The 23,498-nt window shown below is 50.9% G+C and carries 18 protein-coding genes; 6 read left to right on the top strand and 12 right to left on the bottom strand.

The window, feature by feature from the left end; translation table 11 throughout:
* Positions 1 to 159: 159 nt before the first annotated feature.
* The 5 genes from BZG23_RS07880 to BZG23_RS07860 form a co-directional block, all read right to left on the bottom strand.
* Positions 160 to 3,225, bottom strand: a complete 3,066-nt coding sequence (locus tag BZG23_RS07880) for an efflux RND transporter permease subunit (RefSeq protein WP_077606593.1) — start codon at positions 3,223 to 3,225, stop codon at positions 160 to 162.
* Positions 3,222 to 4,316 carry an efflux RND transporter periplasmic adaptor subunit gene (locus tag BZG23_RS07875; protein WP_158011366.1) on the bottom strand — a complete coding sequence of 365 codons (1,095 nt, stop codon included), beginning with the start codon at positions 4,314 to 4,316 and terminating at the stop codon, positions 3,222 to 3,224. The genes BZG23_RS07880 and BZG23_RS07875 overlap by 4 nt, the downstream gene beginning before the upstream one ends.
* The gene (locus BZG23_RS07870) at positions 4,313 to 5,350 is read right to left on the bottom strand and encodes an efflux RND transporter periplasmic adaptor subunit (RefSeq protein WP_046075814.1); all 1,038 of its coding nucleotides are present in this window, start codon (positions 5,348 to 5,350) and stop codon (positions 4,313 to 4,315) included. The genes BZG23_RS07875 and BZG23_RS07870 overlap by 4 nt, the downstream gene beginning before the upstream one ends.
* Positions 5,351 to 5,473: 123 nt before the next feature.
* Positions 5,474 to 8,833, bottom strand: coding sequence for an ATP-binding protein (locus tag BZG23_RS07865; RefSeq protein WP_241837194.1), 3,360 nt, complete (start codon positions 8,831 to 8,833; stop codon positions 5,474 to 5,476).
* A 2-nt stretch (positions 8,834 to 8,835) separates the two neighbouring features.
* Positions 8,836 to 10,044: an EAL and HDOD domain-containing protein gene (locus tag BZG23_RS07860; RefSeq protein WP_046075813.1), complete on the bottom strand. Its 1,209-nt coding sequence runs from the start codon at positions 10,042 to 10,044 to the stop codon at positions 8,836 to 8,838.
* A gap of 182 nt (positions 10,045 to 10,226) precedes the next feature.
* Between BZG23_RS07860 and BZG23_RS07855 the strand changes: the two genes are divergently transcribed.
* The gene (locus BZG23_RS07855) at positions 10,227 to 10,415 is read left to right on the top strand and encodes a hypothetical protein (protein ID WP_077606591.1); all 189 of its coding nucleotides are present in this window, start codon (positions 10,227 to 10,229) and stop codon (positions 10,413 to 10,415) included.
* A 170-nt stretch (positions 10,416 to 10,585) separates the two neighbouring features.
* On the opposite strand, the gene BZG23_RS07850 is transcribed toward BZG23_RS07855, so the two are convergent.
* Positions 10,586 to 10,927: a 4a-hydroxytetrahydrobiopterin dehydratase gene (locus BZG23_RS07850; RefSeq protein WP_069586485.1), complete on the bottom strand. Its 342-nt coding sequence runs from the start codon at positions 10,925 to 10,927 to the stop codon at positions 10,586 to 10,588.
* Positions 10,920 to 11,792, bottom strand: a complete 873-nt coding sequence (gene phhA, locus BZG23_RS07845; protein WP_077606590.1) for a phenylalanine 4-monooxygenase — start codon at positions 11,790 to 11,792, stop codon at positions 10,920 to 10,922. The genes BZG23_RS07850 and phhA overlap by 8 nt, the downstream gene beginning before the upstream one ends.
* A 221-nt stretch (positions 11,793 to 12,013) precedes the next feature.
* Between phhA and BZG23_RS07840 the strand changes: the two genes are divergently transcribed.
* Positions 12,014 to 12,319, top strand: coding sequence for a DUF6482 family protein (locus tag BZG23_RS07840; RefSeq protein WP_069586487.1), 306 nt, complete (start codon positions 12,014 to 12,016; stop codon positions 12,317 to 12,319).
* 18 nt (positions 12,320 to 12,337) lie between these two features.
* Here the strand turns inward: BZG23_RS07840 and BZG23_RS07835 are convergent, their stop codons facing one another.
* From BZG23_RS07835 to BZG23_RS07820, 4 genes are all read right to left on the bottom strand, one after another.
* Positions 12,338 to 13,072, bottom strand: a complete 735-nt coding sequence (locus BZG23_RS07835) for an SDR family NAD(P)-dependent oxidoreductase (protein WP_077606589.1) — start codon at positions 13,070 to 13,072, stop codon at positions 12,338 to 12,340.
* Positions 13,073 to 13,159: 87 nt separating this feature from the next.
* Positions 13,160 to 15,127: a Fe(3+)-hydroxamate ABC transporter permease FhuB gene (gene fhuB, locus BZG23_RS07830; protein ID WP_077606588.1), complete on the bottom strand. Its 1,968-nt coding sequence runs from the start codon at positions 15,125 to 15,127 to the stop codon at positions 13,160 to 13,162.
* Positions 15,124 to 15,987: an iron-siderophore ABC transporter substrate-binding protein gene (locus tag BZG23_RS07825; protein WP_077606587.1), complete on the bottom strand. Its 864-nt coding sequence runs from the start codon at positions 15,985 to 15,987 to the stop codon at positions 15,124 to 15,126. The genes fhuB and BZG23_RS07825 overlap by 4 nt, the downstream gene beginning before the upstream one ends.
* Entirely contained in the window at positions 15,984 to 16,763 is a 780-nt protein-coding gene (locus BZG23_RS07820) for an ABC transporter ATP-binding protein (protein WP_021023558.1), read from the bottom strand. Before BZG23_RS07820 ends, BZG23_RS07825 begins: the two co-directional genes overlap by 4 nt.
* A 239-nt stretch (positions 16,764 to 17,002) precedes the next feature.
* Between BZG23_RS07820 and BZG23_RS07815 the strand changes: the two genes are divergently transcribed.
* Both BZG23_RS07815 and BZG23_RS07810 read left to right on the top strand, forming a co-directional pair.
* Entirely contained in the window at positions 17,003 to 18,559 is a 1,557-nt protein-coding gene (locus tag BZG23_RS07815) for an FAD-binding domain-containing protein (protein ID WP_077606586.1), read from the top strand.
* A complete protein-coding gene (locus BZG23_RS07810; protein ID WP_077606585.1) occupies positions 18,549 to 18,710 on the top strand; it encodes a DUF2256 domain-containing protein in 162 nt (53 codons plus the stop codon). Before BZG23_RS07815 ends, BZG23_RS07810 begins: the two co-directional genes overlap by 11 nt.
* Here the strand turns inward: BZG23_RS07810 and BZG23_RS07805 are convergent.
* Positions 18,646 to 19,578, bottom strand: a complete 933-nt coding sequence (locus BZG23_RS07805; RefSeq protein ID WP_046075806.1) for a LysR family transcriptional regulator — start codon at positions 19,576 to 19,578, stop codon at positions 18,646 to 18,648. The two genes, BZG23_RS07810 and BZG23_RS07805, sit on opposite strands and share 65 nt — an antisense overlap.
* 99 nt (positions 19,579 to 19,677) lie before the next feature.
* On the opposite strand from BZG23_RS07805, the gene BZG23_RS07800 reads away from it, so the two are divergent.
* Together BZG23_RS07800 and BZG23_RS07795 are read left to right on the top strand one after the other, a co-directional pair.
* Positions 19,678 to 21,045 (top strand): NADH-quinone oxidoreductase subunit L, encoded by a 1,368-nt coding sequence (locus BZG23_RS07800; protein ID WP_077606584.1) that lies wholly within the window; start codon positions 19,678 to 19,680, stop codon positions 21,043 to 21,045.
* Positions 21,045 to 23,492 (top strand): DUF2309 domain-containing protein, encoded by a 2,448-nt coding sequence (locus BZG23_RS07795; RefSeq protein ID WP_077606583.1) that lies wholly within the window; start codon positions 21,045 to 21,047, stop codon positions 23,490 to 23,492. Before BZG23_RS07800 ends, BZG23_RS07795 begins: the two co-directional genes overlap by 1 nt.
* Positions 23,493 to 23,498: the final 6 nt, after the last annotated feature.

Here is a 23,498-nt window from a genome sequence, read left to right as displayed (position 1 = left end):
ATATTATTGACTTTACACAACGCCGATAAAATCGCGAGATTGCGGTGAAATTCACCGAGTTATCAACCGTTTTTGTGGATGAAATTCAAGTTATACACAGGCGCTTTTGTCTTAAGATTGAAACAAAAAAGCACCGTCAAAACGGTGCTTAAGGTGGGATTATTCAGGGTGATAGCGAATTTGGTAGAAGATACGATATAGCACAGGCACCACAATCAACGTCAGCACGGTGGCAAACCCGAGCCCAAACATAATCGTCACCGCCATCGGCCGGAAGAAAACATCCGGCAATAAAGGAAGCATCCCTAAAATAGTGGTAATGGCCGTCATGCACACTGGGCGTACCCGGCTCACCGCCGCATCGACGACGGCTTGATAGCGCTGCTTACCACTGGCCACTTCGATATTGATCTGATCGATCAATACAATACCGTTTTTGAGCAGCATCCCACTCAAGCTTAAAAAGCCCAAGAGCGCCATAAAACCAAACGGGGTATCCAACAACAGCAATCCTGTGGTGACCCCAACCACCGCCAAGGGAACCGTCAGCCAAATGATCAATGACTCTTTCACGGAATTAAACAGCAATATCGTGACCAAGAACATAAACAAATAACCAAGCGGCATAATGCTAAATAAGCCCTCTTTCGCCTCTTTGGAAGACTCGTACTCCCCGCCCCATTCAATGCTGTAACCTTCAGGCAGAGGAATTGACTCAATATCAGTGCGCACGCGGCTTAGTAAGGTCGCCGCGGTGGTTTCCCGTAACGGATCGGGGTCGGCCAACACGGTGAGCATTCTTTTGCGGTTTTTGCGCATGATAATCGGATCTTCCCAACGCATGTCGTAATCGAGAATGACTTGCTGTAAAGGAATGTAGTCTTTCAATACCGGGCTCCATATTTTCATCCCTTCTAAGGTATTGATATTCACGCGCTCCTCATCGGGCAATCGAGCAACAATCGGCATAAGGTTGGTCCCATCCCGATAAACACCAATCCGTTTGCCGCTGAATGTCATTGTCAGTAACTCGTCGACATCTTTTTTGGTGATGCCATAGCGCCGCGCCTGACTTTCATTAAACGCCGGTTCAAGGACTTTGGTGCGATTACGCCAATCATGGCGGATATTTACCGCATCAGGATCCTGATGCAATCGCGCTTCTACTTGTTTAGCAATCGCGCGTAACTTGGTGGGATCTGAACCAAAAATACGCGCCTCAATTTTCGAGCCGGTAGCAGGGCCTAAGGAAATAGGCTTCAGTTTAAGCTGCGCATCTGGGTACTGGCTACGAACATGCTCTCGCACCATGCCCATAGTGGGTTTAACATGATCGTATTGATCAACGCGGACGATCAGCTCGCCATAAGCGGCGTATGTTTTCTCCGGTGAATAGGTCAACATAAAACGTTGCGAACCTTGTCCGGCACTGGTAGAGACATAGTTGACGCCTTGTTGTTTACTCAGCCAGCTCGACACCTCATCCAGTGTACTTTGTGTGGCACGAATATCGGTGCCCTCTGGCAACCAAACGTCGACCATAAACATGGGCGTGGTGGAGTCTGGGAAAAACGACTGCTTGAGGTGACCAAAGCCATAAATACTGGCCCCCAGTGCCACTACCATCACCAACAAGGTGATATAGGCGTGATGCATGCAGGCGGTAAGAAAACGTTTATACACTACAAACAGAATCCCGTTGTAGGGATCACTGCCCTCATCCCCTTCTTCAAGCGGTGTTTCTTTGAAGAACACGCTGGCAAAGAAAGGCGTTAACGTGATAGCGGTAAACCAACTTAACAGTAAGGAGATTAATAACACTGTAAATAAGGTGCCGCAGTATTCGCCCGTTGCATCCTCTGACAAGCCAATCGGGGCAAAAGCCGTTACCGCGATCACCGTCGCCCCAAGCAAAGGCCACTTGGTTTGCGTCACTATGTCGTGAGCCGCCTGTAGACGGGTTCGTCCTCGCTTTAAGCCCACTAGTATCCCTTCGACGACCACGATGGCATTATCCACCAACATCCCTAGGGCAATGACCAACGCCCCGAGAGAGACGCGTTGCAGGTTAATCTCGAAGTAGTACATGAATACAAACGTACCCAGTACCGTCAGCAATAACACCAAACCAATGAGTAGTCCTGAGCGCAGGCCCATAAAGAAGAGCAGCACGATAATCACAATCGCCACCGCTTGGCCTAAACTGGAGACAAATCCGCTGACTGAGCTATCGACCTCATTGGGTTGGTTATAGACATGATGGACATTGATTCCCACGGGCTGATCACTGTTCAACGCCGCGAGACGCTTATCCACACTGTCGCCGACCTCTACCACATTCACACCATCAGCAAACGATATTCCTACCTGTAGCGCTTGTTTGCCGTTGTACGAAATGATCTGCCGCGGTACCTCTTGATATCCACGTTTGACCTCGGCAACGTCACGTAAGTAAATCAGCCCCTGTGACCCAGCTTCGGTCAGGATCAAGTTGCCCAACTCATCCACGGAGGAAAACTCCCCGGTTGGGTGAATGCGAATATATTCATCACCCACACGCAATGCCCCTGCGTTGCTCACGAGGTTTTGCGTCGCCAATAAATTAAACAAGGTGTCCGGTGAGATCCCTAAGCTACTTAACCGTTGAATCGAGACCTCAATGAAGACTTGCTCTTGCTGCGTGCCACTGACTTGTACCTTGCCTACGCCATCAACAAGCTCAAGCTCGCGGCGCAAAAAGTCAACATAGTCTTTTAGTTCGCTGTAGCCGTACCCTTCGCCAGTGACGGCTAGCATGATCCCAAACACATCACCAAAATCATCTTTCACCTGTGGCGGATTGACACCGGGAGGAAGCGACCCACGCGCATCATGGACTTTTCGTCGCAACTCATCCCAAATTTGTGGCAAATCATCGGCGCGGTATTTGGGTTTCATTTTGACCGTGATTTGGGACAGGCCACGACTGGAGATCGAACGCACTTCATCCACATAGGTCAGCTGCTGAACCGCTTTCTCCAGCGGATAAGTGACTTCTTCTTCCACCTGTTGGGGGGTGGCACCTGGATAACTGGTCACCACCATCGCATCTTTGATGGTGAAAGCAGGGTCTTCCAACCGCCCTAACCCCAAAAATGCAAGGGTGCCACCAATCAGGAAAATCAACGTGATCATCCAGCTAATCACTTTATTTTGAATAAAATATCCCGCTACACCCTGCTTCATGATGCATTTTCCTCTTTCGATGCCAGCGTCACTTTTTGCCCCTCAGACAGGTGATTGGTTCCTCCCACCACGATACGATCTCCTTTAGACACACCCTGGGTTATTTCTAGCCGCTGACCATGAATGCGCCCCATCGTTACCCGCTGTTTCGCCACGGTTTGTGTGGTGCTGTCGTAAATCCATACATAACTGTGGTCTCGATCCAGTGGATCCCCGTCTTGGTTAAACACCGCTTCGATGGGCACGGAAAGTCCGGTGCGTGTCAGTTGTAACCCTTCCCTCGCAATACTGACCTGTACGGGCATGCCATCTAAAATAAACTGCTCCTTTGGCATGGGCATCGTTAGCGTCACCACAAAAGCACCACTGCTCGGATCCGGCTCTGCCGTGTATTCATCAATCGTGGCTGGGTAAGACTGCCCTTGCTGAGTTAAGACTTTCGGTTGTAGCCGATCTTGCACTTCTTCTGCACTCGCGCCCGTATTTTGGGTGAATAACACATCCGGCACTTGCACACGAATATCAGCACGCGAGGCGTCATGAATGTTCATGATCCCTTGTCCTGGCGCTATGGTTTCAAATGGCTCAACATTCAGCTTAGATATCACCCCGTCAGCTGGCGCTCTGAGCGCAACATAAGATAAACGAAGCTTGGCCAGTGCCAATTCCGCTTGCGCTATTTCGCGCTGCGCTTTTAACTCATCAAATTGCGACTGGGCAAGCATGCCTTTCTCTACCAAGGGGGCTGAGCGCCGATACTGCGCATCGGCCACGTCAAAACGAGCACTGGCATTCTCTACCGCTAAGCGGTAATCCGTAGGCTCCAAACGTGCCAATACCTGTCCCTGCGTCACGCGATCACCCGCTTTGACATTAATGGCTTGGATCTCACCTGGCACGCGAAAAGCAAGTGTCGCTTTGTCAGCCGCTGCTGCCACCGCGGGAAAAGAGATTCGTTCATTCAGTTGCTGTTGGCTCACCGTAAATGTGGTTACCACAGGCAAAGGCGCCGATTGAGCATCGGTTGCGGGCTCGCATCCAAACAGCGCATTAACTGCGAGCAGACCGAACATGGCTTTTATCGCTCTCATAGTCCTCTCTCCTTCACCCATGCTTTCACACGGTCACCTTCTTTAAGCGCACTGACGCCAGTTGCGACAATGACATCGCCATTTTCAAGGCCTGAAACAACCTTTCCTTCACGCAAGGTTACTGGGGTCAACTTAACGGTTCCTTGTCGACTGACACGCCACACGGCTTTCTCACCATTTGCGTCGAGCAAAGCAGAGTCCGGTATTTGCGTTTGTGACTCGGTAGGAATGGTGGCATGCACTTTTGCTGCCATGCCTGGCAATACATTGATGGCATCAGGCCGATTTAAACTCACCGTGACATGGTAAGAGGCGGTTTTGGGATCCGCTTCTGTGTCGATTTCTTTAAACTGTGCAGGAAACTGTCGCGATGGATGGGTATCAAATGACACCTTCGGCACGAGTGTGTCAACATGCTGAGCAAAATAGTGAAAGTAGCGCTCTGGTAATTGGAAACTGACATTAATAATATCTTTAGATTGAATGTGTAACACTGGCGCTTGCGCTTGAGCGAATTCATTACGCTCTTTCATTCGGAGTGAGACAGTTCCCGCATACGGCGCTTTTAGTTGCGTATAATTCACATTAGTCTGCGCTTGCTCTAGGCCAGCCGCCGCTTCACTGAGTGCCGAGCGGGCTTCATCAAACCTTTGTTCGGAAATCACTTTATCGTTATGCAGGCGTTCGGCACGATTAAATTGTACCTGAGCAAGCTGATATTGCGCACGCGCCTTATCTAATTGCAGCTGATACTGCTGGCTGTCTAACGCCGCCAGCACTTGCCCTTTCGCGACATCCATACCTGCTTTGATCGGCATTGACTCAATCACCCCTGACACTCGGAATGAGAGCAAAGCTTTATCATCCGCTTCAACTTGAGCTGGAAATTGGCGGGCAAGCCCATCTTCATTGGTGACTACGGTCAGTAACTTGGCGGGTCGAGGCGGTGTTTCAGACGGTGCTGACACCTGGGGTTCACCACAGCCAGCGAGGGCGAGAGCGAGGCAACCGCTCAATACAAAACGCTTTATCATCAGCTTTTCCTTACAATAAAACCCAGGATCCGACAGCGTTTGCCAGGCCCTAGGTCTTTGATGGGTCATTGTTTTTATCTTATTCCGCGCTAACCGCTATGCTAACCAGTGCCGAATAATGTATCAAGATGTTTCAGATAGATGCTCTGCCTGTTGAATCACGCGTGTTGTCTGATCCTCTATCGGCTGGAGGTAGGGGTGTAGCGCCTCCAACTCATCATGCGGTGATTTCTCCAACTCAAGACATGTTTTTGATAGCTCTTTGGCTCCAATCATTGCCGCTGCCCCCTTCATTTTGTGGGCAAGCTTTTTGATCTTGCCGATATCTTGCTCTGCAAACGCGGCCTTCAACGCCTCTAAATCATTAGTTTGGTTTTTTACATACTTTGGTTCTGGTTCTGGTTCTGGTTCTGGTTCTGGTTCTGGTTCTGGTTCTGGTTCTGGTTCTGGTTCTGGTTCTGGTTCTGGTTCTGGTTCTGGTAAGGAGTTTGTATCTATGGATGCATCTGTAAAGTGCTCACTGGCCAAATCATCCAACCTTGTTTCCTCTTTGTCAGTATTCTTATCACCATAACTGACCGCATCTGGATTCGCATATAGGAGCAACAATTCAATCAGTTGATCTTTACTGAATGGCTTAGCGAGATGCCCGTTCATTCCCGCCTCCACACAACGCTCTGCATCGCCTGAGAGCGCGTTAGCTGTCACAGCCAAAATGGGCGTGGTTTTGTCGAATTTTCGGATCTCTCGTGTCGCCTCAAAACCATCCATTTCTGGCATCTGACAATCCATTAAAATGATGTCGAATGGCGAAGACTTGTGAAGTTCTAACGCTTCTTTACCATTGACGGCAAGCGCACGCTGACAGCCCAGTTTGGACAAAATAATGTCAATCAATTCTTGGTTAACCAAGTGATCTTCGGCCACTAGAACGTTGAGATTGAATTGAATATCATCATACTGCCCAGCCACGGGTCCAGGCTCTGTCAATGCATTCTCATCCTCGTTCAATACACGATACAATTCAACGTGATAAATCGGACAGGTCAGCGTCGCCATGCCAGTGTCATGATGGCCATCATGGCTGATAGCAATCGATTTATGTGCTTGACCGATCAAACGCTGACAGCTTTGCATTTTGTCCTGATCGATCATCAACACTGATTGGCTCGAGTTRTCAAAAGCTATCTCACTGCCATCCGAATAGTTGATTAAATCCAACTTTAGACGCTCTAAATAGGTCGATAGTATTTCTATCAAAATGGCGTCTTCAGACACGAGGTAAACCTTGCTATCTGTCATGCTCTCGTCAGGCTCGTAGCTTGACATCAATGTCGAGTCAGTATTCGCCACCGTCACGGGTACTTCTGCAGTGAAAGTCGTGCCTTGGTTTTCTCGACTGCGGATAGAGATATCACCATCCATTAGGCGTAAAAGCTTACGACAGACAGGCAAGCCTAGTCCTGTGCCTTGATAAGAACGTGAATACGAATTATCGACTTGCGTAAAGTTCTCAAAAATAGCTTCGTGGCGGTCTTCCGGGATCCCAATCCCTGTATCTTCTACTTCCATGACCAATGTGACCGAACCATCGCCTGCTTGCCGTTGGAATAAGCGCACGGCAATGTGCCCCTGCTTTGTAAACTTAACGGCGTTGCCGACCAAGTTTATGATCACCTGCTTATAGCGCATGGCATCTAATTCAATGTCACAGGGCATATCAGGATCGATATAACAATGTAAGCGCAACTGTTTTTCCGCCGCTTTTGCGGTAAAAATACTTAAGGATTCGTGAACAAGCTCCGCCAGATCTAATGACTGTTTGGTGAGCGTCATCTTACCGGCTTCAATCTTGGTTAAGTCGAGTACATCGTTAATGATATTCAACAGTGCAGTCGAAGAGTGCTGTAAGGTATCAACAAAATAGCGTTGCTGCTGATTGAGCGAGGTCTCCATCAAAAGATTAGACATGCCAACAATGCCATTCATCGGTGTACGGATCTCATGGCTCATCATCGCCAGGAAATTGGTCTTCGATTCATTTGCTCGCTCGGCTTGTTCTTTAGCCCGTGCCATTTCCCGTGAAATCATGTCATTAAGCGCCTTCTGCTGCACAAAGTGCACCATAGCGCTCAAACTTGATAGTATCGGCTCAATCCACCCCTGAAGCTCTTCATTATAAGTGGTCGACTCGTCAAACAAGCACACCACCCCTACCATCTGGCTAGACATATATAGAGGCGTACCGTAGACGTTAATAATCATTTTCTGATTATTCCCCGCCACACTCGCCATTTGCAGACTACGTTTGCTTTGCTTGGTCTCGATAATTTCCTCAATGAGCCCTCGCACAAACTCTTCACCAATAAACTCATTTTTCACCAATCGCGTTTGTGCCAGCACTTTATAAGGCAAGTTGTTCTTTATTGCTTCTTCGTCGTTATGGCCTACCTCAACAATAATGCCATGATTACTTTCGCCTATCCTTAGCAGTATCTGCAAGACATCCTGAAAGCTCTTACCAAAGTCTTCCCTGATAAGAAACTTATCTTGTAAGCTTTTCATTGCAGAAAAAAGCTCGGCCCCTTTAGATACTTTCTGTTTATCCAGGTGTTGTTCTGTGATATCGCGAATAATCGCTACGTTCAGCGCTCTAGGATCTTCATCTTTGATGGGGGTTGATTTGACCTGCACAATACGGACACCTTGATCCGTATCTATCTCGTACGACCGCTGTAACTGCCCACCGAGGCCATAAAGCGCTTGTGAAAAATAGCCGCGCGAATTAGGGCTTACGCGAGAGATAATCGTCGATAGGCTGATCGCTTCATCGGGCACAGATTCTAATTCGAATAGTTTCTTAGCCGAATCATTAATGGTAATAATACTGTGTTTATCACCGAGCACTAATAACGCGTCAGTATAACTATGAATTACCGTATTTAAATACGCACGACTTTGTTCCGCTCGATTAATTTGCTTGGCGTATTTCCAAATAAAAAAACCAACCAACAAGTTCAGTAGAATGATTTGCGTCGCAGTGCGAAGTATTTCTGTGTTAAGCTCTTTATCGATATAGCGACTGTCTTGATAAATGATCAGTCGACCCACATCCACAGATTGTTCTCCCTGTTCATAGACCAAGGGAACGTTGATTTCTTTTAGCTCATCACTTGACCGCATGCCTTTAGAGTCAGTCACATAACGAAATTGCTCATTGGTATCCGTCAGCTCAAGGCGGTGGACATAACGAGAGCCCATTTCACTGTCTAAGTCATTTTGAACATTATTAAAATCATAATTCCACATCAAAGTAGGAAGTCGTTGCTTTAGGCGTTGAGTGATAGAATTAATGTCTTGGTTCATATCAGACTCAAGCCGACCTTTAGCAACATGATAATTGTAATAACCAAACACACCCAACAGTAAGGTCGCTAGTACAATTAAAATGACAGCGAGCCGCATACCTACTTTATTCATCATGATCACACCTGCATTGTCGCCGCCAGGGTTTGGGTTTGGTATCGGGCTTTATCAAACGCTTTTAAAACCGCGCGCTCTCTTAGCGACATTTTTTCACACAGTGACCCAACCCAATCCCAATTCGCATGCTCAATATGTTTACATAGTTCCAAAAGGTCACCATAAGGACCTGCACGTGATAGTAATGCTTGTTTTGCCTGTTGGTTTAGGGCAAGTTGCTCTACGACATCCTCCATTGGGACACCTAACATCGCGTCCAGGAGTGAAAAAGCGCCCACCAAGAAAGCTTCATCGGGGTCCAAGTCGTTCATCAATGGGCCTGCTTGCTGCATAAAAATGGCCCGAAGAATGGCCGCATTCTGCAAGTGTGAGCATTCTTGATGATTCATGTTAGACATAATCAGCAGAGAAATCAGTCGCCGCAATGACTCTAACCCCAAGTACACCACCGCTTGTTTGGGATTAGTGATCGCTTTCTTTTTTGACTTCGCTAAGATATTGGCACTTGTGACGACTTTGTAGAGCAACGAGACATCGCGAGAGATAACCTCTGTGATTTCATCTATATCATGAGGGCTGCGATTAATCACGATACACGCATCCAGTAAACTGATTACTGAGGGTGCCACATCGCTATGACTTTTAATTTGAGGTTGTTCGAAAAAGTATCCTTGAAACAAGCTAAACCCAAGCTGTTTAGCCAAAACAAACTCTTCGTTGCTCTCCACTTTACTTGCCATAAAACGCGTCTGGGCATAGTCCGAAATCGCTGCGGTCCACTCGTTCAAGCTTTCTGTTGCCATACTGACCCGCACCACATCGAATAAGTCCAGATGCCTTTGCCAGCGGCTCGAGAAGACATCACTCTCTCCTAAAATGGTAAAGCCTGCTTTCCGGTAAGACTCCAGTTGCTTCACTAGCATTGGCGTCGCATTGCACTTTGCAGTGACACAGATCACCAAAGATTTTACTGGAATAGAAAAAGGGATCTCATCAAGCAGTGCCGCCTCAGAAAAGCTCACCACGTATCGCAAGCTATCATCGAGTTCTTTCCCTGATAGAAAATTGGCGCTGAGAATGCGCGATGTCGCCGTATCTTCATCAATTGAAGGAAACTTGTTTTCTTGACCTTCCCTAAACAGAAGCTCATTGCCCCATTGGTTCTGCGCTTCGTCAAAGATGGGCTGGCACGAAAAAAAAATTTCACTCACAACTCACTCTCCTTAAAACAATCCCTTACTACAAACGTAGACCAAAGGTATGACTTATGGCGCCTTTTTTTTGATATAACTGAGTGTGTTAAGTCCAACCACTTGGGACGTGCTCGTCTTTTGCTTGGGCAAAATCACGATTTTTGCTAGGCTCTGCGCTAAGCATATCACGAGGTATATTTATGGATGTTTTGAATCAACTTGCCGATGACGCGCCCGAGCATGAGCCAGAGACTTTGCCATCACTCGACGAACAAAAAGCGATTGTGGCAAAGCTCAAAGCCCTTGAAGAGAAAGGTGAGCTCACCGATGAAATCTTGGCGCAGTATTTTGCCGTTAAGCAAAAAGACGCAAGCGACGAAGAAGAGTAAGAACAACACGATAAAGTGACCGCGTCACTTTTGAAATTTATCGTGTTCTATTTAGGAGATATGCCAATGAAAAGCATTGGCGGCGCAGGATTGATACTTGCGTGACAGGGATAGATAGCAAGTGAGCGAAAAAGATACGCCCCGAGATCACTCTCGGGGCTTTTTTTGGTTTACTCAGGGGCGATGCCGTCAGTTTTCGCCGCACAAATAAAATCATTTTTGTGCAAGCCTTTAATCTTATGCGACCACCAAGTCACGGTCACTTTACCCCACTCCAGCAAGATGGCGGGATGGTGGCCTTCTTGCTCAGCCAGCTCAGCCACTTGGTTGGCAAACGCCCACGCCAACTTGAAGTTGCGGAAGGTGAACTCACGTTCGAGCTGATCAATCCCATCTCGTGTTACTTTGCGCCATTGCGGAATGTCTTTGAGCAGCGCCGGCATTTCCTCAGCGCTGACCAAAGGGGCATCAATATTACAGGCTTCACATTTCAACTCAGTTAGTTCAGACATGTTGCGTTTCCTTTTGCTGTTCTGTCTTTTTCGGTTTGGGCGGGAACAAAGGCGCATGAAGGCCCAGTTCCATGGCTTGATGCACATCAGCAATCAAATCTCGTTGGCTGATGGCAAATAAATCGTCAATCGACTCAATGGTAAAGTAAATGGGTTGCATAATGTCAATCCGATATGGCGTGCGCATGACATCTATCACTTCTAAAGGCTTACGCACCGCTTTGTCGCTATTAAAGGCGTACTCGGTCTCCGCCGGTGAAGACAAGATCCCGCCGCCATAAATACTGCGATTGCCTTGCGAGTCACTGAGTAAACCAAATTCGACCGTAAACCAATATAAGCGTGCAAGATAGACGCGCTCTTTGGGCGTGGCTTGCTTACCGAGCTGGCCGTACATATGAGTAAACTCAGCGAATGCTGGGTGAGTCAGCATCGCACAGTGACCAAAAATCTCGTGAAAGTAATCCGGCTCTTGCAAATAATCGAAATCGTCTTTGGTGCGCAAAAACGTCGCCGCAGGGAATTTCTTATCCGCCAGCAAGGCGAAAAAATGGTCGAAATCGATCAATGCAGGCACAGGAGCCACTTGCCAGCCCGTCTCTCGCATTAACACGGCATTCACATCAGGGATCTGTGGCACCGTGTCATGCGGCAAGTCGAGCATTCGTAACCCATCGAGATATTCCTGACACGCTTTGTCTTTGATACACGCAAGCTGCCGTGTGACTAACTGGCGCCATACTTCGTTTTCTTGTGCCGACCAGGCTACACGACCCCGCTCATCAACTGGTTTGGATTCGTATTTACTCTGTTTCACGTTCACCGCCTTGTGTCGTTGTCTGGCGTAAAAATCGCGCGTAAACAGCGGCCCTTAGCCTTACGCAATGTCTCCGTTACTCACAGATTACGTCGACTTTGCTGAGAAAATCATCTCCTCACTCTGGTTTTRATTTTACCTTTGCGTAACATTTATTTTACATTGCGCATCCAAAAGGCTATCGCTACGGGTAATGCCTCACTCTCGRGGGATCCGCGTGCTTGCATGGCTCGTAGTATTTAAGAAAGGCCTAACTGCAAGGACGAGTGATGAATTTACAACTGAGCGAACTGATAAATTACGACAACATTGACAAGATTCAGATCCGTGGCATTGATGGCATGTTATATCAAGCCATCGCCTTTTTACGTCACGGCGATACGGTGGAGCAGAAGCTAATTTATCAAGGCGATAAACCCTATTTATCTCGCAGCTTGCTGGCGGTAAAAGATGATTTTGAATGGGTTAATGCCGCGCAATACGTGTTAGTCACGGACACGGCATATGATGAAATGATAGGGCTTGGCACGGAAAAGCCTTTGTCGACTTTGGAGCAGCCATTGCATTGGAAATAACCCAACAATGCCCCCAACCTACGGGGCAATTTCTTCCCCGTCCCACGCAAACAATCGACCCGTATGACGACTGTCGAGGCCATCCAACACCGACAACAAATAGCCAGCCGATTGGGCTGGGCTGAATAACTTACCGGGCTTAACATTGGCTTGGAATGGGGCGGATAAATGGCTATCGACCGTCCCCGGATGCAGACCGACCACGGTTAATGACTTGTCTTGACGGCCAAGCTCAATGCTCATGCATTTGATCAGCATGTTCACCGCCGCTTTACTTGCACGATAGGCGTACCAACCGCCCGCACGGTTATCACTGATACTGCCCACGCGCGCCGACAAAATGGCAAGCTTCGCCTCGGCGTTGCGTTTCAATTTGGGCGCGAGGTGCTTGCTCAATAGCAGCGGCGCGACGGCGTTGACGTCAAAGAGCTGATGCATGGCCTCACTACTGCACGCCGCGAGCCGCTTTTCTGGGCTGACCGCATCGTCATGCAACATTCCCGAGGCAATGATCACCGCATCTAAGCTGTTGTCGTCGATGTGCTCGGCCACCGCTTGGATTGATGCTTCATCGCGAATGTTTACCGCCACAGGCACCACCTTTTCACTTATTTCGGCAAGTGGCTCGGGGTGACGCCCTAGGGCGAAGACTTGCTGAATGGATGGCTTGTCGAGCAACGCGCGGCAAAAGGCTTCACCAATCGCGCCACCTGCGCCGACAACCGCCACACGCTGCATGGAATCACTGTTCATTCTCTTGGCTCCTCAAACAAAAAGAGATGCAAACTGCATCTCTTTAGTTAGGGGGGAGGCGATCCTGTCGATCACCGTGTGTTAAAACTATAGCTTACGTAGCACAACCATTAGGTAGAGCCCGCCAATCAAGGAGGCAATGATCCCTGCTGGCATTTCTTGCGGATATAACCATTGTCGTCCGAGCCAATCGGCAAACAGCATCAATCCCATGCCAATCAATCCGGCGGTGATCATATGCGCCCGAGCATTTTTCGCTCCCCAACTGCGCGCAATATGTGGCGCCATCAAGCCGACAAAGCTGAGCGGCCCCACCACCAAGGTAGCACTGACGGTCATGACCGCGACGAGGGCCAGCAACAGCATGCGGGCACGCCCTACCTTAACCCCCAGTGATTGAGCCGTTTCGCCACCGAGCGGCAAAATATCGAGCCACCGCTGGCACATTAATCCCAGCGCCACCGGTAGCGCGGCAACCAAGGCCAGTGTGGTCACCGTACTGTCAGTCACATAGTAGGTTGAGCCTGAAATCCACGCGAGCACTTGATACGCGCGAGGGTCGCCACCCGCCATCAAAAAGCTTTGTACCGCTTGCATCAGAGCGGCTATGGCCACCCCTGTGAGCAACACCTTTTCTGGCTGGAAGCCGGTTTTGCGATTAAGCAGCACAATCAACGCCAAGGTTGCCCCCGCACCGATTAAACCGCCGACATATAAGCTCAGCATAGATGCGCCCATGCCAGCAAAAATGGTGACAATTAGTCCCAGCGCCGTACCGGCACTGATCCCCATCACTTCAGGGCTCGCCATCGGGTTAGCACTCAAACGCTGAAGCACGGCACCCGCAACAGCAAGCACACCACCCGCCAATGCCGCGGCCAGCAAGCGTGGCAAGCGCCATTCCAACAAGGACCAATCGCCGCTGAGCACCAGCCACTGCCAGCCCTCACTTTGACGCGATACGGTGGCAAAAATCCCCACACCCAACACCAATAACATCAGCGTTCGGCCTAGTGGCCAATCCTGACGTGGTGCGGACGTACCGGCATGCATTTGTTGGCGTTGACGATTCCCCAGTGACACCCGTGGTAACAACCACAAAAGAAGAGGCGCTCCCAAGGCTGCCGTCGCCGCCCCCGTAGGCACCATCATTGCCCGGCGGCCCGGTAACAGCTGGACAGCCAAATCGGTGGCTGCCAACATCAAAGCGCCTAAAATCATCGCCAGGCTCAATCGAGTGATGAGCTTGCGAGCGCCACATAAGCGCGCAATCGCGGGCGCGGCAAGACCGATGAAGCCAATCACGCCAATCAAGCTGACCACCCACGCGGTCAGCAGCACCGATAGCCCCAGTGCAATCACACGGATTTTCGCCAGTGATACGCCTAAGCTTTTTGCTCCTTCATCTGAAAGGCTTAGGACGTTGAGCGGCTTTAACAAGGCAAGGATCAACACGACCGCCAATCCAACACGTGGCAATAAGGCTTGCACACTGTGCCAGTCGGTTTGCACCATCGAGCCCGCGCCCCACACCATCATGCCGTGTAGCGCTTCTTGATTCATCAACAGCAGCACGGTGCTGAGCGCGCCGCAGTAGAGGTTTAAAATCAAACCCGCGATCACCACCACGGTGGGCGATAGACCGCGTCGCCATGCCAGCGCAAACACCACCAGCATGGTCAGCACTCCGCCAGACATCGCCACCATCGCGCTCGACCAAGTCAGTAGCCAAGGGGCATAAAGCGTAGCTAGCATCAGCGCCAAGCTGGCACCATTCGCCACCCCCAGCGTCGAGGGCGAGGCCAAGGGGTTACGCAATACCTGTTGCATCAAGGTACCGGCCAGCCCCAAACACGCCCCTGCCAACAATGCGGTGACCAAGCGCGGCCACCAGGTTAAATGCATCACTACCCCAATCGACGCACTTTCATCCAGCGACCACAGCGACTGCCAGAGCATCGACGAACTTACGTTCCACTGCCCCAACTGAGTGGAGGCGAGGCTTAACAGTGCCGCCAGTAACGCCAAGGGCACCCATAACAGGTTCAGTTTCATGCCTGCCCTCCTTGCTCGGTCAATGCCGCGGTCACAAGGCGGGCAAAACGTAACGCTGATGGAATCGCCCCAAAGCTCCATACCGGATCAATTATCAATGGCGTATGCCCCGTGCGTTTAACCAAATATTGCCAAAACATATTGGTCTGAAGAGTTTGCTCGACGCCCTCAGGGAGTGGGCGCACAATCACTAGTTGCGCATCAAGGTCTAGCAGCTCGCGGGTGGAGACCATGCTAAACCCCCAACTGTTGGTGGTATTTTGCCACGCGTTGCTGAGCCCCAATTCACTGATAGCGGCATGATACAAACTGTTCGTCCCAAACACCCGCACATGGTTGGCGTCAAGGAATTGAATCATCAGAAGCGGTGGCTGTTCGCCGGGAATAGTGTCGCGCAGGCTCGCTAATTGCTGTTTCGCATTGGCAATCAAGGTTTCACCGGCCTCAGGACGGTTGGCCTCACGTGCAATCTGCCGCGTCACGGTTTTGAGCGACGCCCAGCTTAGGCCACTTTCATACAGAGGAATTGAACTCACCGGCGCAATGGTGCTTAGCTTGGGCTTCATCGCCTTAAAAATGGGTGAAATTAGAATTTTATCGGGGTGAAGCTCGGCCAAACGCTCCATGTTCGGCTGGGTGCGAAGCCCAATATCGACGGTGTTTTCTGGAATGGGCGGGGCTTTCACCCACGAATTGTAATCCGCCTTTTGCGCAACCGCGACCGGAGTCACTCCCAAGGCCAACAAGGTTTCAGTTTGGGTCCAATCCAGCGAGAGAATACGAGGCGACGCGCTGACGCTCGCTGACATCATGGCCGCAGTCAGCCAGACCACAAGCGTCAGAAAAGAGGACTTGATCATACCGGCGATAACTCCCCCGGCATGGCAACCGCATAGCCGGCGGCATGATCGGCAATCGGCATCTCAATGCCATAAATCGATTTAAGGGCCGACTCTTGAAACACATCGCTGACCGCGCCTTGAGTCAGGACTTGTCCGCTGTGCAGCGCGACAATTTCATCACAAAAACGTGCCGCCATATTAATGTCGTGCACCACGATAATGATGGACTTATCCAACTCTCGACTGAGTTTGCGCACCAAGGTCATCACTTCGACTTGGTGGGCGACATCCAGTGCAGATAGCGGCTCATCGAGCAGTAAGTAACGCGTTTGCTGTGCCAGCAGCATCGCAATCCACAACCGTTGGCGCTCGCCCCCCGATAAGGTATCGACCAAGCGCTCGGCATAATCTTGGGTACCAGTGAGCGCCATTGCCTCGTTAATCGCTTGGTGATCGGCTTTGGTCAACCGCCCCAGCAAGCCATGCCAAGGATAGCGACCAAAACTGACCAACTCATACCCAGTTAAGTTATCGGTTGCCGGTAAATGCTGTGGCAAATACGCCACCTCGCGCGCAAAGGCTTTTTCCGACCATTTTGATAAGGGCTTTTGGTCTAATGCGATCTGCCCGCTGCTGGTTGCCTGTTGCTGCGCTAACAGCTTTATCAACGTCGACTTACCCGAGCCATTATGCCCGACCAACGCACAGATTTTTCCGGGCGTAAACGACAAGCTCACCTTATCGAGTAACACTTTTCCGTTGACGGCAAACGCAACGTCCTTTGCCTCTAACATATCTCGATCCTACTATTGCAAACACAAGCGCGTAGCACTTGCCCGTTATCTCTAAGAGCGGTAATTTTCCGATGCTTAAAAGGCAAATGCAAACCATTTTGATTTCGCTTTGTGTGCTTAGCGCTTGTTAATGAGAGAAATTAGACCTCAACCAAGTCCCTCTCAGGGATCCAAGCGTCATTCAGCCTCGTATCGCCCATGGATAAATATAAATTGTTGTTACGACTGTCGAGAACCCTATGTCCGCGCCCATCAGCCTTGTGTGGCTAAAACGCGATTTACGCCTGCGGGATCATGCCCCATTACAAGCCGCCATTGCCGCGGGGCGCCCCTTGGTGATCCTGTACCTGTTTGAACCACTGCTGCTTAACGATCCGCACCATAGTGAACGCCATTGGCGATTTGTCTGGCAATCGCTGTGCGATCTCAATCAACAGCTCGCACCACTGGGCGGTCACGTCACCATTTGCCAAGGAGAGGCGCTCTCAGTATTCGACGCCATCCACCGGCAACAGGCCATTGGCGCGGTGTACAGCCATCAAGAAATTGGCGTCGACGCGACATTTTCTCGTGATAAAGCGGTGGCAAAATGGCTGGAGAGCCATCAGATCCCGTGGCATGAATCCCCCACTGGGGCGGTGATCCGCGGCGCTAAAAATCGAGTTGATTGGGACGCTGAATGGCAAAAAGTGATGCGCGCTCCCCTTGCCGATCCTGATTGGCAACAAGCGCGCTGGCTAAACGCATCACTCACGCTACCCGCGCTCGATCACCATAACTGGGACTCTCCCGCGCCACGCTTTCAACCCGGCGGGCCGAGTTGGGCGTATAAAACCTTGCAGTCTTTTTTCCGCGAGCGCGGACAACGCTATCAACGTCACATCTCTAAACCGCTCGCCAGCCGCAAAAGCTGTACGCGGCTGTCGCCCTATCTTGCATGGGGTAACATCAGCTTGCGCGAGATGTATCAAATCACCCTCCTCCATTGGCAGAAAAAGGGCTGGCGGCGAGCGCTGGTAGCTATGGTGTCGCGTTTGCATTGGCACTGTCATTTTATGCAGAAATTTGAAAGCGAGCACCACATGGAGCATCGGCCCGTCAATCGAGGCTACTTACATTTTGAGTACGCAAACGGTCCGCAGAGCGATGCGCATCTGCTCGCATGGCAACAAGGTAATACCGGTTATCCGCTCGTCGATGCTTGTATGCGTTGCCTACACGTCACTGGCTATATCAACTTTCGTATGCGGGCGATGCTGGTCAGCTTTTTAACCCACCATTTATTGATTGATTGGCGCCGCGGTGTGCATCACCTCGCGCAGTTATTTCTCGATTTTGAGCCCGGTATTCATTACCCCCAATTTCAAATGCAAGCTGGCGTGACAGGCGCCAATACCTTACGTATTTATAACCCAGTGAAACAATCGCAGGAGCAAGATCCGGAAGGGGCATTTACTCGTGAATGGTTACCCGAGCTTTCTCCCTTGCCCGACAGTTTGATCCACACCCCATGGCAAATGACCGATATGGAAGCGATGATGTACGGTGTGGAGCTTGGCGAAGACTACCCAAAACCCATTGTCGATATCGAACAAACAGGCAAACGTGCGCGAGATATTTTATGGTCGTTTCGTCAACAAGACGCCGTTCGTATCGAGAAAGCACGGGTCCTCGCCACCCACGTGCGCCCAAGCAGCCCTGAGCCAACAAATAGCCCTGAGCACGCGGACAAGCGCGCTCAAAAATCACGTTCACCTGCTGCTCAATCTATCGGAGACAACCAAGATGGCGCATAAAAAGCCACATCTTCCCAGCAAGGTATGTTTGACGTGCGAACGCCCGTTTACGTGGCGTAAAAAGTGGGCGCGCTGTTGGAACGAGGTTAGGTATTGCTCTGACCGTTGCCGTCGCGAAGGTCGTCGCCATGCGCGAGCGGCGAAGATCTAAACGCTTCTAGCAGCGAGCTAAGTTGCGGATGCACCCACTGACGTTTAATCGATACCGCATAAAACGGCTCATACACACTCGGCAGTAAAGCATAGCGGGTAAGCATGCCGCTATCTAGCTCATCGCGAACCACCACTTCGGGCATTACCGCCAACGCGTCATTGTCGCGGGTTAACAGGCGTAGCATCGCCATATCATTGGCTTCTGCCATGATGTAAGGCTTGAGTTGATACTGCGCAGAGATGGCATCAAACCCCGAGCGAATCGGGTTATCGCCATAAGGTAACACCCACGCTTGGTGCTGGTAGCTGGCGTCTAAGGTGGGCGACAAGGCTTTACCCGGCCAACCAATCACGGCTACCGGCTGGCGTGCCAATTGCTGATACTGCCAAATCTGTTTATTGGTGCCCCGCACCGCAATATTGGTTAGCGCCAAATCTAACTGGTGATCAGACAGCGCATGGAGTAAGCCGGTTTGATCCATCGACTGCAACACATAGCGGCACTCTCGTTGATTCACCAATGGCTGAATAAACTGCTCGATAAAATTCCGCGACATGGTGGATAAGGTGCCAATGCGAATCGTGGCACTGGACAGGGCCCCGCCGCTGGATAGCAACTGCTCAAGCTCTTCCCCTTGGCGGAATATCTCTTCGGCATAGTTCATCGCTTGATAGCCACTTTCGGTCAACGTCAACGTACGACCTTGGCGCTCAAACAATTGCACCTGCATCGCCTGTTCAAGCTGCTTGATTTGCGACGACAGCGCCGACTGCGAAATATGCAGCTGACGGGCGGTCTGAGTCAGGTTGCCGTGGCGCGCCACCTGCCAGAAATAATACAAATGATGGTAGTTAAGTCGGCTCATCGTTCTCTAAAACAGAATAAAAAATGATTTATTATGTATTTTACTTAACTGTAGTAAGTTTTCACAATGTATCTCATAACTATTGCTGTGAGGTAAGTCATGTTATCCCTATTTCTCGTCACCCCGCTCAAACTAGTGCTGATTGCACTGGTTGCTCTTCTTGGCGGTGTCATCTGGCGATACAGTGCCACTGCGTTTGCAGGTGAAGCCGACAAACACCGTTTTCTTTCCTCTTTACTGCTCACCTTGTCGGCAGTCTTGTTGGTTTTAGTCAGCAATCATCTGTTGCTGTTTTGGCTCGCCTGGGTGGCGGTTAGCCTCTCATTGGGTCGCTTAATTCTTTTCTATCCGCATCGGCCTCGCGCCCAACTCGCGGCTCACAAAAAAATGCTGCTCGCCCGCTTTAGCGAATTGCTACTCGGTGGCGCATTTTTACTGTTGTTTTTCCACTACCAAACCGCGCAGATTGACCAATTGATGTTTCAAGTCAGCCAGCAACCTCATACGCTGACTGTAAGCATTGCCGCCTTTATGTTGGTGGGCGTGGCGATTATCAAGTGCGCTCAATTACCCTTGCACGGCTGGCTCATTCAAGTGGTGGAAGCGCCAACACCTGTCTCTGCCTTGTTGCATGCTGGCATTGTGAACCTTGGCGGGATCTTATTGATGCTGTTCGCGCCAGTGCTCGCGGCGAGCCCCAGTGCCAGCTTGGCACTGCTGGTTATCGCGGGCGTCAGTACACTGGTTGCTGGGCTGGTGAGCCTGACACGCGTGAGCATCAAGGTAAAACTGGCGTGGTCGACCGTCGCACAAATGGGGCTGATGTTAGTCGAAATCGCCCTAGGTCTTTACGAGTTGGCACTGCTGCACCTACTGGCGCACTCTTTCTACAAGGCATTCTCTTTCCTCAACAGCGGCAATGGCGTGAATCATTGGCTCGCCACCCAACTGGCTGATGCCTCAATCCCGCGTCGCTGCCATTGGCTTGCCGCGATGGCCACCGCAGGCGGTTTGATTGTCGCCGTGCATCTGAGTGTCGGTATTTTAAATAGCTTGGCCGCCGGCTGGTTGCTGTGGATGGCGATGACCATGCTGCTATTACCAGCCTTTACGCGCCCAGGCGCTGCCCGCCCGACACGCGTGCTGCTCAGTAGCGTGTTTGCGCTTGGCCTGCTCGGACTCTACGCCGCCATTAAACATAGCTTGATTGTGTTTGTCGCGGGCGGTAATGCCACCTACTTATTTGCCGATGCCTTTGCGCTGGTGCTGTTTATCGCGCTGTTTGCTCTGTCACTGGCGGTCCAATACTGGCCTCACAAAGCGTGGGTGAATCGCCTATTTATTTGGCTGAACGCCGGCGCTTACCTTGATGAATGGGCGACGCGCCTAACACTCAAATGGTGGCCAAGTGCTTCTTTAATCCAACTACAAACGACCCAATGGCAACCGCATAAGGAGACGCGTTAATGATTGCGAAAACGCCCAATGTATCTGCATACCCTGAGTCCCTCGATGTGAGCGATTTTCGCGATGCCACACAGCAAGCGGTCGCCGCGATTGCGCCAAGCTGGCCGTTGGATCAAATGATTGCGGTGAACCCATGGTGGCAGCAACGCTTTACCCCCATTGAGCAAGTTTTTGCCGAACAAGCGGTGTTAAGTGGCCACTGTCCGCTAATGTCGTCGACGTACTATCTGTCGCATTGGCAATCGCCGATTAGTGAGGCACACCTTGCCGAGGCCATTTCAACCTCTGGCAGCGCATTGACGGTAAGTGATTGTCTGCGTGCGCTGCGTAGTCATAGCAGTGACCTCCCGCGTTGGAAGCCATTAGCTGAGTTGTGTGACCGCACTCGAGAAGCACAAGAAGGCTTATCGTGGCAGCAAGAAATCCAGCAGCAAGTGAGCCAGTTTCTCGCGCTCTATCACCAATACCCACAGCGCTTTGATGCCCAAGGCCAAGGCGGTGAGCACCTTTATCGATGCTGGTTGGATGTAGTGAGCCAAGATAAAGGCATTAAAACCCTCACAGGAGTGGATTTGCTTGCCGATTTCGCCGCACTACCCACCCAAATCGATGCATTGATCGCTGAAGCGTCCGACTTTTGGCAACCGACTCTTCACGACCAAGACGGTAACTTGGCCTATTGCCACGCGCTTATGCACGGCTTGTCAGGTTGGGCAAGCTGGCAAGCTTGGTTAGATTGGCAGCAACAGCTCAGTGACAGTGAACAACAAGATCATGGCATGGGCCTATTCGCGATTTTACTCGCGTGGGATACAGTGCTGGCACGCTGGCTTGCTAAACATCGTGACGCAGCGTGGGCAAGCATTCGTCAGTCCATGCACCATCAAGCGGTGAATGTCCGCCATTGGTATCACCAAGCACAACAACAGCTCGCGCCCCTGTGGATTTGGCAACAAGCGCTGGAAATCAGTCAGCAGCGCCCTTGGGCACACGCCCTATCTGCGCAGGCCAGTGTCGACACGCTCGACACCTCCCCCACGCTTCAGGCTGTATTTTGTATCGATGTGCGCTCTGAGCCAATGCGTCGCGCATTAGAAGCGCAATCCGAACGAATTCAAACCCTTGGCTTTGCTGGCTTTTTTGGCTTGCCGATTGCCTATCAGCCCACCGATAGCCATATTCATCGCCCACAACTGCCCGGCTTACTGGCGCCAGCGGTCACCGCCTCACAAACTCATGCTACCCCCGAACGCTGGTTGCGGATGACCAAGCTCGGCTGGCAGCGCAGCCTTGATGCGCCCGCTGCCAATTTAGGCATGGTCGAAGCCGGTGGCATGTTAAAGCTAGTGAGCTTGCTAAAACGCGCATTGCGCATTTCTGGCACCGAGAACCCGTTAAATCGACTCAGCCATACTGACAGTGATTGGGCGCTCACCCGTGACAATACACCGTTAACCGCAGCAGAAAAGGCCGAGCTAGGCGCTGGTATCTTGCGCGCAATGGGCATTGCTGATCAACTGGCCGATGCGGTCCTGTTGGTGGGTCATGGCAGTGAAACCTGTAACAACCCTCATGCTGCAGGGCTTGACTGTGGTGCCTGCGGCGGACAAACCGGCGAGGTAAATGTCCGCGTACTTGCACAGCTTCTTAACGATGCCGACGTACGTGATGCCATGGCACAGCAAGGCGTGACGATTCCCGTCAGTACCCGTTTTTATGCCGCCATGCACAACACCACCACCGACGCACTGGATGTCTTTCAYGCCCCCGAGCATACCGAGTGGCAAACTTGGCTGGCCGCTGCAAGCGAACAAGCACGTGCAACCCGCGCCAACCAGTTTGATCAGGCGCCTACCCAGCCATCCAAACTCAAACGCTTCTTTGGTACACGGGCCAAAGACTGGGCACAAATGCGCCCTGAGTGGGGACTGTGTGACAACGCGGCGTTAATCGTGGGCCCGCGCTCCCTGTCTCGACAGATTAATTTGCAAGGTCGCAGCTTTTTACACGACTACGACATGCATAAAGACCGTGACTTTAGCCAGCTTGAAACCATACTCACCGCGCCCATGGTGGTGACCAACTGGATCAACCTGCAGTACTTTGCTTCTGTCACCGCACCGGAAAAATTCGGCAGTGGAAACAAATTGCTACACAACATCGTGGGTGGCCACATTGGGGTATTTGAAGGGAATGGTGGCGACTTACGAATTGGCTTATCGCATCAATCCGTGCACGATGGTCGTCGATATCGCCACCAGCCAGTGCGATTAAGCGTATTTATCGCTGCCCCTCGGGAGGCAATTGATAGTATACTTGCACGCCATGACGATATAGCCGCGCTGGCGAATCACGGCTGGCTGTACTTGATGCAAATTGATGCGCAAGGTGCAGTATGGCAACGCGATCGCTCGGGTCAGTGGTATCACCTGAACGTAGCAAAATAAAACGGA

The sequence above is a fragment of the Salinivibrio sp. ML290 genome (assembly GCF_001995695.1).
GTDB classification, from domain to species: domain Bacteria; phylum Pseudomonadota; class Gammaproteobacteria; order Enterobacterales; family Vibrionaceae; genus Salinivibrio; species Salinivibrio siamensis.
This window is presented reverse-complemented; position numbering and strand designations above follow the sequence as displayed.

What these genes read in the sequence shown, in the direction of transcription:
- BZG23_RS07880 (WP_077606593.1), bottom strand. Translation starts at nt 3,225, where the DNA reads ATGAAGCAGGGTGTAGCGGGATATTTTATTCAAAATAAAGTGATTAGC.
- BZG23_RS07875 (WP_158011366.1), bottom strand. Translation starts at nt 4,316, where the DNA reads ATGAGAGCGATAAAAGCCATGTTCGGTCTGCTCGCAGTTAATGCGCTG.
- BZG23_RS07870 (WP_046075814.1), bottom strand. Translation starts at nt 5,350, where the DNA reads ATGATAAAGCGTTTTGTATTGAGCGGTTGCCTCGCTCTCGCCCTCGCT.
- BZG23_RS07855 (WP_077606591.1), top strand. Translation starts at nt 10,227, where the DNA reads ATGGATGTTTTGAATCAACTTGCCGATGACGCGCCCGAGCATGAGCCA.
- BZG23_RS07850 (WP_069586485.1), bottom strand. Translation starts at nt 10,927, where the DNA reads ATGTCTGAACTAACTGAGTTGAAATGTGAAGCCTGTAATATTGATGCC.
- BZG23_RS07840 (WP_069586487.1), top strand. Translation starts at nt 12,014, where the DNA reads ATGAATTTACAACTGAGCGAACTGATAAATTACGACAACATTGACAAG.
- BZG23_RS07835 (WP_077606589.1), bottom strand. Translation starts at nt 13,072, where the DNA reads ATGAACAGTGATTCCATGCAGCGTGTGGCGGTTGTCGGCGCAGGTGGC.
- fhuB (WP_077606588.1), bottom strand. Translation starts at nt 15,127, where the DNA reads ATGAAACTGAACCTGTTATGGGTGCCCTTGGCGTTACTGGCGGCACTG.
- BZG23_RS07825 (WP_077606587.1), bottom strand. Translation starts at nt 15,987, where the DNA reads ATGATCAAGTCCTCTTTTCTGACGCTTGTGGTCTGGCTGACTGCGGCC.
- BZG23_RS07820 (WP_021023558.1), bottom strand. Translation starts at nt 16,763, where the DNA reads ATGTTAGAGGCAAAGGACGTTGCGTTTGCCGTCAACGGAAAAGTGTTA.
- BZG23_RS07815 (WP_077606586.1), top strand. Translation starts at nt 17,003, where the DNA reads ATGTCCGCGCCCATCAGCCTTGTGTGGCTAAAACGCGATTTACGCCTG.
- BZG23_RS07810 (WP_077606585.1), top strand. Translation starts at nt 18,549, where the DNA reads ATGGCGCATAAAAAGCCACATCTTCCCAGCAAGGTATGTTTGACGTGC.
- BZG23_RS07805 (WP_046075806.1), bottom strand. Translation starts at nt 19,578, where the DNA reads ATGAGCCGACTTAACTACCATCATTTGTATTATTTCTGGCAGGTGGCG.
- BZG23_RS07800 (WP_077606584.1), top strand. Translation starts at nt 19,678, where the DNA reads ATGTTATCCCTATTTCTCGTCACCCCGCTCAAACTAGTGCTGATTGCA.